Annotated in this window: 9 protein-coding genes; 5 read left to right on the forward strand and 4 right to left on the reverse strand. The window is 74.1% G+C overall.

The genetic code is table 11. The features are described from left to right. Positions 1–135 precede the first annotated feature (135 nt). The 3 genes from H5J29_RS10395 to H5J29_RS10405 are packed head-to-tail and all read right to left on the reverse strand — an operon-like array spanning position 136 to position 3,577. The gene (locus H5J29_RS10395; protein WP_220187228.1) at positions 136–1,041 is read right to left on the reverse strand and encodes an ABC transporter permease; all 906 of its coding nucleotides are present in this window, start codon (positions 1,039–1,041) and stop codon (positions 136–138) included. Then, a complete protein-coding gene (locus H5J29_RS10400; RefSeq protein ID WP_181780722.1) occupies positions 1,038–1,988 on the reverse strand; it encodes an ABC transporter permease in 951 nt (316 codons plus the stop codon). The genes H5J29_RS10395 and H5J29_RS10400 overlap by 4 nt, the downstream gene beginning before the upstream one ends. Beyond that, positions 1,985–3,577 carry an ABC transporter substrate-binding protein gene (locus H5J29_RS10405; RefSeq protein WP_181780723.1) on the reverse strand — a complete coding sequence of 531 codons (1,593 nt, stop codon included), beginning with the start codon at positions 3,575–3,577 and terminating at the stop codon, positions 1,985–1,987. Before H5J29_RS10405 ends, H5J29_RS10400 begins: the two co-directional genes overlap by 4 nt. Before the next feature lie 103 nt (positions 3,578–3,680). On the opposite strand from H5J29_RS10405, the gene H5J29_RS10410 reads away from it, so the two are divergent. The 5 genes from H5J29_RS10410 (at position 3,681) to H5J29_RS10430 (ending at position 8,966) form a co-directional block, all read left to right on the forward strand. Further along, complete coding sequence (locus H5J29_RS10410) at positions 3,681–4,457, forward strand: ATP-binding cassette domain-containing protein (protein ID WP_181780724.1); 777 nt, start codon at positions 3,681–3,683, stop codon at positions 4,455–4,457. A 91-nt stretch (positions 4,458–4,548) separates the two neighbouring features. Then, positions 4,549–5,673: an acyl-CoA dehydrogenase family protein gene (locus H5J29_RS10415; RefSeq protein ID WP_312858146.1), complete on the forward strand. Its 1,125-nt coding sequence runs from the start codon at positions 4,549–4,551 to the stop codon at positions 5,671–5,673. 1 nt (position 5,674) lies between these two features. After that, positions 5,675–6,865, forward strand: a complete 1,191-nt coding sequence (locus tag H5J29_RS10420; protein ID WP_181780726.1) for an acyl-CoA dehydrogenase family protein — start codon at positions 5,675–5,677, stop codon at positions 6,863–6,865. Beyond that, positions 6,862–7,851, forward strand: a complete 990-nt coding sequence (locus H5J29_RS10425) for an NADPH:quinone oxidoreductase family protein (protein ID WP_181780727.1) — start codon at positions 6,862–6,864, stop codon at positions 7,849–7,851. Before H5J29_RS10420 ends, H5J29_RS10425 begins: the two co-directional genes overlap by 4 nt. Further along, positions 7,848–8,966: an acyl-CoA dehydrogenase family protein gene (locus H5J29_RS10430; protein ID WP_220187229.1), complete on the forward strand. Its 1,119-nt coding sequence runs from the start codon at positions 7,848–7,850 to the stop codon at positions 8,964–8,966. Before H5J29_RS10425 ends, H5J29_RS10430 begins: the two co-directional genes overlap by 4 nt. Positions 8,967–9,002: 36 nt before the next feature. Here H5J29_RS10430 and H5J29_RS10435 read toward each other — a convergent pair. After that, on the reverse strand, positions 9,003–9,718 hold a 716-nt coding region (locus H5J29_RS10435), incomplete at its 5' end, for an acyl-CoA dehydrogenase family protein (RefSeq protein WP_181780728.1).

The raw sequence follows: 9,718 nt of genomic DNA on the forward strand, positions 1-9,718 counted from the left end.
CGGAGCCGGACTCGCCGACCAGCCCGAGGGTCTCCCCGCGGGCCAGCGTGAGGTCCACGCCGTGCACGGCCTGGACCGCACCGCGCCGGGAGGGGAACTCGACGCGCAGGCCGCGCACGTCGAGCAGGGTGTCCGTCATGTCCTGCTCCGTCCCCGCCCCGCGGACAGCGCCGAGCGCACCCCGTCCCCCACCTGGGAGAGGGCGAGCACGGTGAGTCCGATGGCGATGCCGGGCGCGTACACGAGGTACGGCGCGGTGTAGAGGTTGTCGAAGGCGTCGCGCAGCAGGCTGCCCCAGCTGGGCTCCGGCGGGCGCACGCCCAGGCCGAGGAAGCTCAGGCTCGCCTCGGCCAGCATGGAGACCCCCGCGAGGATCGTGACCTGGGCGATCACCGGCGGCACGATGTTGAGCAGCACGTGCCGGGTGACGATCCGCGAGGGCGTGCACCCGATGGCTCGGCTGGCCTCGATGTAGGTCTCGCCGCGGACCTGCAGCGTCGCGCCGCGGACGATCCGGAACAGCGACGGCGCGAACACGATCCCGATCGCCAGCATCGCGTTGGACAGGCCCGGACCGAGCACCGCCACGACCGCGACGGCGAGGACGAGCGCGGGAGCGGCCATGACGGCGTCGTTCACCCGGGACAGCACGGTGTCGGCGAACCCGCCCGCGTACCCGGCGAGCAGACCCAGCGGCAGCCCGATCACCAGCGCCACGACGACGGCCTGGAGCGCGGCCAGCAACGAGGTCCGGGCGCCGTAGAGGAACCTGCTCAGCAGGTCGCGGCCCAGCTCGTCGGTCCCGAGCCAGTGCGCGGCGCTCGGCGGGCTGGACACGGCGTCGAGGTTCATCGCCTGCGGAGGCGAGGGGGCGATCCACGGCGCGAGGAGCGCGACGAGGACCAGGACCGCCAGGAAGCCGAGCGCCACGAGCGCGGCCCGTTCGTCGAGGAACCGCTGCAGGACGGGGGAGCGCTCGCGGGTCGGCGCGCCCTCCGCGGCGGGGGCGGTGTGCTCCCGCTCCTTCTCGGGGGCGCTCACGCGCGCGCCCCCTCGGCCGTCCGCGGGTCGATCAGGCCGTAGGACCGGTCGACGAGGAAGTTGATCACGAGCACCACTCCGGTGGCCAGGGCGACGGCGCCGAGCACGACGGGCATGTCGCGCGCCAGGACGCTGTCGACGGTGAGCGAGCCGAGGCCGGGGATCCCGAAGACCGTCTCGACCACGACGGTGCCGCCCAGCAGCTGCGCGATGCGCGTGCCGAGCACGGTGGCGACGGGGATCCCGGCGTTGCGCAGCACGTGCCGCCCGACGATCTGCGGGGTGAGCAGGCCCTTGGCCCGCGCGGTGAGGACGTGGTCCCGGTCGAGGACCTCGGCGGTCGCGCTGCGGACGTGCCGGGCGAGCTCGGCGGCGGGGAGCCAGGCCAGCGCGACCGCAGGGAGGACGAGGTGCGTGAGCCAGCCGCCGACACCCTCGCCGATCGGTTCGTACCCGGTCGCGGGCAGCCAGCCGAGCTGCAGCGAGAACACCACGACCAGGATCAGGCCGACCCAGAACTGCGGCAGGGCGATCCCGGCGGCGGCGAAGACCGACACCGCGCGGTCCAGGACCCCGCCCTGCCGGACGGCGGCCAGCGTGCCGAGCACCAGCCCGGCGACCAGGGCGAGGAGGAGGGCCAGCGCGGCCAGCGAGAGGGTGGCGGGCAGCCGCGAGAGCAGCAGCTCCCCGACGTCCTGCTTGCGGGCGATCGAGGTGCCCAGGTCGCCGCGCACCGCGTGGGCGAGCCAGTCGCCGTAGCGCACGAGCAGCGGCTGGTCGAGCCCGAGCTCCTCCCGCACCCGCGCGATCGCGGCCTCGGAGGCCCCCTGGCCCGCCAGCTCGACCGCGGGGTCCCCGGGGGCGAGGGCGACCAGCCCGAACACCCCGAAGGACACCACCACGAACAGGACGGGCACCGCGACCACGAACCGCCAGAGCGTTCTCATCGGACCTCCTCGGCGGCCCGCGCGACGTAGCGCAGGTCGAGCATGTACTGGGCGTAGGCCACCGGGGCCGTGTCGAAGCCGACCACCTGGTCGGTCGCCACGAAGTGGGCGTCGAGGTGGCAGACCGGGACGAAGAAGGCCTCGTCGGCGATCAGCCGGTTCGTCTGCTCGTACCCCTGCTCGCGCGCGGTGGGGTCGATGGTCTGACGGGCCGTGCGCGCGGCGGCGGCGACCCGCTCGCTGCGCCCGCCGACACCGGCGGGGGAGAGCACGAAGTCCGTCGTCGCCCCGGGGCTGAGCTCGGGTGCGACCTGGTAGTTCCACGAGGCCAGCTGGTCCTGGCGGTACGCGCTGAGCACCTCGATGGAGGTCAGCGGGGTGAGCGAGGCGGTGATGCCCACCGCCGCGAGCTGCTGCTGGAGCACCTGCGGGATGGCCTGCCGCCCGGTGATGAAGGAGATGTCGAGGTCCATCCCGCCCACCAGGCCCGCCTCGGCCAGGAGCCTGCGGGACTCCTCCGGGTCGTAGGGGTACGGGTCGGTGAAGTCCGCGATGTGGCCCGGGAAGCCCTCCCGCGCGAGCTGGTCGCTGCGCACGCAGGTCCCCTGCAGCAGCCCCCGGACGATCGGGTCCCGGTCCACCGCGCGCATCACGGCCTCGCGGACCCGCGGGTCGGTCAGCACGGTCGAGCGCAGCAGCATGGCGTTGAGCACGCCCGTCGGGAAGCGGTAGTAGACGAACCCGCCGCCCCGGCCGAGCGCCTCGGCCTGCTTGATGGCGTTGGCGGCCAGGGGGTTCACGTAGGCGACGTCGAGCTCGCCCGCGCGCAGGGCCGAGTCCCGCGTGCGGTCGTCGGAGACGAACCGGACCTCGAGCTGCGCGAGGCGTCCCGCGCCGGGGTCCCAGTTGGTGTCGGCCGCCCGGGTGAACACGGCGTGCTCGTTCGGCACGAACTCGGCGACCCGGTACGGGCCCGTCCCCGCGTCCCTCGGGTCCTTCAGCAGGTCGACGGTCGGGTCCGCCAGGGCCCGCGGCGAGATCATCGCCCCGGCGGGCCCGGCCAACAGCTCCGGCAGCTCCGGGGTCGGCGCGGTGAGGTCGAACCGCACGGTGGCCGGGTCGAGCACCTCGACACCCGCCACGGCGGCGAGCTCGTCCGCGGAGGTGGAGCCCTCGATCGTCTTGGCGCGCTGGATGTTCGCCCGGACCGCCGCCGCGTCGAACGGGGTGCCGTCGTGAAAGCTCACGCCGGGGCGCAGCCGCACGGTCAGCGACCGGCCGTCCGGGGCCAGCTCCCAGCCCTCGGCCAGCATCGGCGCCGCGCGCAGCGCGCCGTCGAGCCGGGTGAGCCGGTCGAACACGAGGAAGGTGTACGGGCGCTCGCCGCCGGTCCGCTCCCGGTGTGGGTCGAAGCCCGTCGGGACGGTCACGGTGCCGACGGTGAGGCTCCCGTTCGGATCGACCGGGGTGTCCGCGGCGGGCGGCGGGCGACCCGGCCCGTCGGCGGCGGGAGCGGTGCACGCGGCGGTGGCGACGACGACCGCGAGGGCACCCGCGGCCGCGACGAGCCGGCCCCAACGTCGTCTCATTGAGGGTCCTCTTCATCGAGTGATGTCGTTCGAAAAGTAGGCTACGGTGCAGATGACCACAAGAGAACACTCTTTGGCCACCGACACCGCCGGAGGGGAAGCGATGGCGCTCCTCGAGGTCCGCGATCTCACCAAGACGTTCCGCGCCGGGCGCCGTGCGCCCGTCCGCACGGCGGTCGACGACGTGTCGTTCGACCTCGAGGCCGGGCGCACGCTCGCGCTCGTGGGGGAGTCCGGGGCGGGCAAGTCCACCATCGGCAGGCTGGTGCTGCGTCTGGTCGAGCCGGACGCGGGATCGGTGCGGATGGGCGGGGAGGACCTGCTCGCGCTGTCCCCGCAGGCGTTGCGCGCCTTCCGCACCCGGGCCCAGATGGTGTTCCAGGACCCGTTCTCGGCGCTCGACCCGCGCACCACGATCGGCACGTCGGTGGCCGAGCCACTGATCGTGCACGGGATCGGCGACCGCGCCGAGCGCCGCGACCGGGTCGTGGACCTGCTGGAGCGGGTCGGGATCGGCTCGCACCTGCTCGGCCGGTTCCCGGCGCAGCTGTCCGGCGGCCAGCTCCAGCGGGTGAGCATCGCCCGCGCACTGACCACGGACCCCGAGCTCATCGTGTGCGACGAGGCGGTGTCCGCCCTGGACGTCAGCATCCAGGCGCAGGTCTTGGAGCTGCTCGCCGACCTGCAGGCCGAACGCGGCCTGGCCTACCTGTTCATCACCCACGACCTGGCCGTGGTCGAGGCCTTCGCGCACGACGTCGTGGTGCTGCGGGCGGGCGCGGTCGTGGAGCGTGGCCCCGTCGGCGAGCTGTTCGCGAACCCCGCCGAGGACTACACCCGTGAGCTCCTCGACGCCGTCCCGTACCTGCCCGCGCTCTGAGCGGTACTCGCCTCCACGAGGTCCAATGAAGTATCCTCTTTTCAAGCAGTGCCCGCCCGGTGCTGCGCCTACGTCTCCTGGAGGACCGAAGGTGACCCTCACGTTCACCGACGAGCAGGAGGAGCTCCGCGCGTCCGTGCGCCGCTTCCTCGCCGACAAGTCGCCCAGTGAGGCCGTCCGCCGCTGGATGGAGTCCGAGGAGGGACACGATCCCGCGGTCTGGCGGCAGATGGCGGAGCAGCTCGGGCTGCAGGGCCTCGCGCTGCCGGAGGAGTACGGCGGCGCCGGGTACGGGCCCGTCGAGCTCGGGATCGTGCTGGAGGAGATGGGGCGCGCGCTGCTGCCCGCGCCGTTCCTGTCCAGCGTCGCGCTCGCGGGCCAGGCGCTCGCGGTCAGCGGGGACGACGCCGCGAAGCAGCGCTGGCTGCCCGGCATCGTCGACGGCACCCGCACCGCGGCGCTGGCCGTGAGCGAGGAGGGTTCCTCGTGGACCCTCGAGGGCGTCCGCACCACGGCGACGCCGAAGGGCGAGGGCTGGGCGCTCGAGGGCACCAAGACCTTCGTGATCGACGGCGGGTCCGCGGACCTGCTCCTCGTGGTGGCCCGCACGGACGAGGGCCCGGCCCTGTTCGCCGTGGAGGGTGCCGACGGCGTCTCGCGGTCGCCGCTCACCGCGTTGGACCCGACCCGCAGGCTCGCGCACGTCACGCTCGAGGCCGCGCCCGCCGTCCGGGTCGGCCCGGCCGGTGACCAGGCCGGGTACCTGCGAGACGTCCTGGACCTCGCGATCGTCGCGCTCGCGGCCGAGCAGGTGGGCGCGGCCCAGGCCTGCCTCGACCTCTCCGTGGAGTACGCCAAGATCCGCGTGCAGTTCGGCAGGCCGATCGGCTCGTTCCAGGCGATCAAGCACAAGTGCGCCGACATGCTGCTCGAGGTCGAGTCGGCGAAGTCCGCGGTGTACAACGCCGCGTCCGTGGCCGCCGAGCGCATCGCCGGTGCCGGTGAGGAGCTGCCGATCGCCGCCGCGCTCGCGGGCGCCTACTGCTCCACCACCGCGGTGCACGCGGCGAAGGAGACCGTCCAGATCCACGGCGGCATCGGCTACACCTGGGAGCACGACGCGCACCTGTACCTCAAGCGCGCCAAGTCCTCGGAACTGCTGTTCGGCGCCCCCGCGGCGCACCGCGCGCGGCTGGCCACGTTGGTGGGGATCTGAGATGACCGGTTCGCTCACCGCCACGCCCGCCGACGTGGAGACCGACGAGGAGTTCCGCGCCCGGCTGCGCGCCTTCCTCACCGACCACCACCCGGGCAAGCGCCCGCGAGACGTCGTCGAGGGTCGTGCCTGGCACAAGGCCTGGCTGGCCCGCCTGTTCGACGCCGGCTTCGCGGGTCCCAGCTTCCCGCGCGAGTACGGCGGCATGGACCTGCCCTTCACCCGGCAGGTCATCTACCAGGAGGAGTACAACCGCGCCCGGGTCCCGGGGCCGCAGGGCACCGGGCTGGGCATCGCCGCGCCGACGCTGGTCAAGTACGGCACGGAGGAGCAGAAGCAGCAGTTCCTCCGCCCGATGATCCGCGGGGACAAGGTGTGGGCGCAGGGGTACTCGGAGCCGGAGGCGGGCTCGGACCTGCCGTCGCTGCGCACGACCGCCCGCCGTGAGGGCGACTCCTACGTCGTCGACGGGCAGAAGGTGTGGAACACCCACGCCGACTACGCGGACATCCTGTTCACCCTGGTCCGCACCGGCACGCCGGAGTCGCGGCAGAAGGGGATCACCTACCTGCTGATCGACGCGCACGCCCCAGGCGTCACGGTCCGACCGCTGCGCGACATCACCGGCGGCACGCACTTCTCGGAGATCTTCTTCGACGCCGTCCGGGTACCGGTGGCGAACCGGATCGGCGAGGAGAACGAGGGCTGGCCGCTGGTCCGCACCTCGCTCGGCCACGAGCGGGCCGCGGGTGCGATGAACCAGGCGGCGCTCTACCGCCGGGTGGTCACGGAGCTGACCGCGCTGGCGAAGGAGCGCGGGCTGACCGCGGACCCGTTGGTGCGGGACCGGTTGGCGGACTTCGAGGTCCGGGTCCGGATCATGCGCTACACCGGGATGCGGGTCATCGCGGACATCGTGTCCCGCGGGGAGCCGGGCCCGGCGTCGTCGACCTCGCGGCTGTTCATCACCACGTTCGAGCAGGACCTGCACGAGTTCGCCGTCGACATGCTCGGGGCGGACGGCCTGCTGCTGCGGGACGACCCACGCTCGGTCCAGCGTGGACGGTGGGTCGGCGGGTTCCTCTCGACCCGGGCCTCGACGATCGGTGCGGGCACCGCGGAGATCCAGCGGAACACGATCGCCGAGCAGGTCCTCGGGCTGCCCCGCGATCCCGCCATGCCGCCCCGATGAGGGCTGCCCGGATCCACGCCCACGGCGTTCCCGCGGACGTCGTCGTCGAGGAGGTCCCCGACCCGGAGCCCGGCCCGGGCGAGGTGCTGGTCCGGGTGCGCGCGGCCGCGGTGAACTTCCCGGACGTGCTGATCCTGGCCGACCGGTACCAGGTGTCGGCGAGCCCGCCGTTCGTCCCCGGCAGCGAGTTCGCGGACGTCGTCGAGGCGCTCGGCCAGGGCGTCACGGAGCCTGCGGTCGGCAGCGTCGTGGCCGGCTCGACGTTCACCGGCGCGTTCGCCGAGAAGGTCGCGGTGTCCGCGAAGGCGCTGCGGCCGGTGCCGCCGGGGCTGGACATGGTGGAGGCCGCCGCGTTCGGCGTGACCTACGGCACGGCGTACCACGCGCTGGTCACCATCGGTGCGGCCGAGCCGGGGGAGTGGGCGACGGTGCTGGGCGCCGCGGGCGGGGTGGGGTCGGCCGCGGTGGACGTCGGGACCCGGCTCGGGCTGCGGGTCGTCGCGGCGGCGTCGAGCCCCGAGCGGCTGGCCGTGGCCCGCAAGCTCGGGGCGGAGGCCGGCGTCGACTACACGACCGAGGACCTGAAGACCCGGGTCCGCGAGCTCACCGGCGGCGGCACGGACGTCGTCGTCGACCCCGTGGGCGGGGACCACGCGGAGGCCGCCCTGCGGGCCACGCGGTGGGGCGGGCGCTTCGTCACCGTCGGGTTCGCCGACGGCCGGATCCCGCGCATCCCGCTGAACCTGGTGCTGCTCAAGGGCGTGATCGTGCGCGGGCTCGAGGTGCGGTCGCTGCGCAGGCACCTGCCGGAGGCGGTGCCCGCCGCGGACCGGGCGCTCGCGGACCTGGTCGCGGGCGGGATGCGCCCGCTGCTGGGCTCGGTGCACCCGCTGGCGTCCGTGGCGGCCGCGCTGGCGGAGGTCGGCGAGCGCCGGGCCGTCGGCAAGGTGGTGCTGGACATGAACGAGGAGAGGACCGGCTCGTGACCGTCACGATCGACGCGGACCTGGGCGCGCCCGCGCGCGAGCTCCGCGCCTACCTGGACTCCATCGTTCCGGGCTACCGGGAGCGGTGGGGTCGCGACAGCTCGTTCGAGGCCACACTCGCCTGGCAGAAGCTGCTGGCCGCGGGGGGTTGGGCGGCGCCGTCCTGGCCGGAGTGGGCGGGCGGGCGGGCGCTCGGCGTCCTCGACCGGGTCGCGTGCGACGCCGAGCTGGCCCGGGTGGACGCACCGATGATGGCAGGCGTACTGGGCCTGCAGAACGTCGGCCCGGCGCTGATCATGTTCGGCACCGACGAGCAGAAGGCCTCGCTGCCGCGGATCCTCACCGGCGAGGAGATCTGGTGCCAGGGGTTCAGCGAGCCCGGCGCGGGCAGCGACCTCGCCGCGCTGTCCACCCGCGCGGTCGCCGAGGGGGACGACTTCGTGGTCAACGGGCAGAAGGTGTGGACCTCGCAGGGCATGCAGGGCACGCACATGATGCTGCTGGTCCGCACCGACCCCGAGGCGCCCAAGCACAAGGGCATCTCGGTGCTGACGGTCCGGCTGGACTCGCCGGGCGTCGAGCGGCGCCCGCTGCGGCAGCTCACCGGGGAGTCCGAGTTCGCGGAGGTCTTCTTCACCGACGTCCGGGTGCCCAAGACCGCCCTGCTCGGCCCGGTGAACGAGGGCTGGCGGGTCACCATGGCGACCCTCGGCTACGAACGCACGGGGATCATCAACCTGGCCTCCGCGCTGCAGCGGGACGTGGAGTCGCTGGTCACGGGCCTCACGGTGGAGGACCCGCTGCTGCGGGACGAGCTGACCCGGCGCTGGATGGACGCTCGGCTGACCGGCCTGCTCGGCGCGCGGGCCCTCGCCGCGCTCGGCGAGGGCGGCAAGCCCGGGGCGGCCCAGTCGGTGATCAAGGCGGTGTGGAGCCGCACGACCGCCGAGCTGGGGGAGACCCTGATGGCCGTCGCGGGGGAGCAGGCCCTGCTCGCGGAGAACCCGGCGGCGATGCGCTTCCTGCGCAGCCGCGCCTCCACCATCGCGGCCGGCACCACCGAGGTCATGAAGAACCTGCTCGCCGAGCAGGTCCTGGGGCTGCCGAAGTCGTGAACGCGGGAGGGGCCCGGCATCGGGCCCCTCCCGCCGTCAGACCGGGAGTGGGGTCTCCTGCAGCAGGGTGACCAGGCGTTCCCGGTGCGCCGCCGCGTCCCCGTGCAGCACCGCGTCGACCTTGGCGCGGCGCAGGTAGAGGTGCAGGTCGTGCTCCCAGGTGAAGCCGATCCCGCCGTGCAGCTGCAGGGCCTCGCCCGCCGCCGCGCCGACCGTGGCGGACACGTGCGAGGCGGCCACGCAGGCCGCCTTGGCCGAGTCCGGCGTGCCCGCGTCCGCCGCCATCGCGGCATAGTAGACCGCGGCGCGAGCGCCGAGCGCGTCCCGCGCGATGTCCGCGATCCCGTGCTTGACGGCCTGGAAACCACCGATCGGACGGCCGAACTGCACGCGGACCGAGGTGTACTCGACCGTCATCTCCCGCAGCCGGTCCATCACGCCGACCGCACCCGCGCTCGCGAGCACCGCGGCGTCGTCGACCAGGCGCTGGACGTCCGCCCGGTCCCCGTCGAGCCGCCGCCCGGCGGGCACGCGCACCCCGTCGAGGCGGACCTCGTGGAAGGTGCGGGTGAGGTCGAGGACGGTCTGCCTGCGCACGGTGACGCCCGGGGTCTCCCGGTCCACGAGGAACGAGCCGGGCTCGCCCTCGACCGTCGCGGTGACGAGCAGCCACCGGGCCTCGCCCGCGGCCTCGACGGTGGTCTTCACGCCGTCGAGCACGTAGTCCGTGCCCTCCGGGCGGGCGGTGGTGG

The sequence above is a fragment of the Pseudonocardia pini genome (assembly GCF_013870575.1).
GTDB lineage: Bacteria > Actinomycetota > Actinomycetes > Mycobacteriales > Pseudonocardiaceae > Pseudonocardia > Pseudonocardia pini.

What these genes read in the sequence shown, in the direction of transcription:
- H5J29_RS10400 (WP_181780722.1), bottom strand. Translation starts at nt 1,988, where the DNA reads ATGAGAACGCTCTGGCGGTTCGTGGTCGCGGTGCCCGTCCTGTTCGTG.
- H5J29_RS10405 (WP_181780723.1), bottom strand. Translation starts at nt 3,577, where the DNA reads ATGAGACGACGTTGGGGCCGGCTCGTCGCGGCCGCGGGTGCCCTCGCG.
- H5J29_RS10410 (WP_181780724.1), top strand. Translation starts at nt 3,681, where the DNA reads ATGGCGCTCCTCGAGGTCCGCGATCTCACCAAGACGTTCCGCGCCGGG.
- H5J29_RS10420 (WP_181780726.1), top strand. Translation starts at nt 5,675, where the DNA reads ATGACCGGTTCGCTCACCGCCACGCCCGCCGACGTGGAGACCGACGAG.
- H5J29_RS10425 (WP_181780727.1), top strand. Translation starts at nt 6,862, where the DNA reads ATGAGGGCTGCCCGGATCCACGCCCACGGCGTTCCCGCGGACGTCGTC.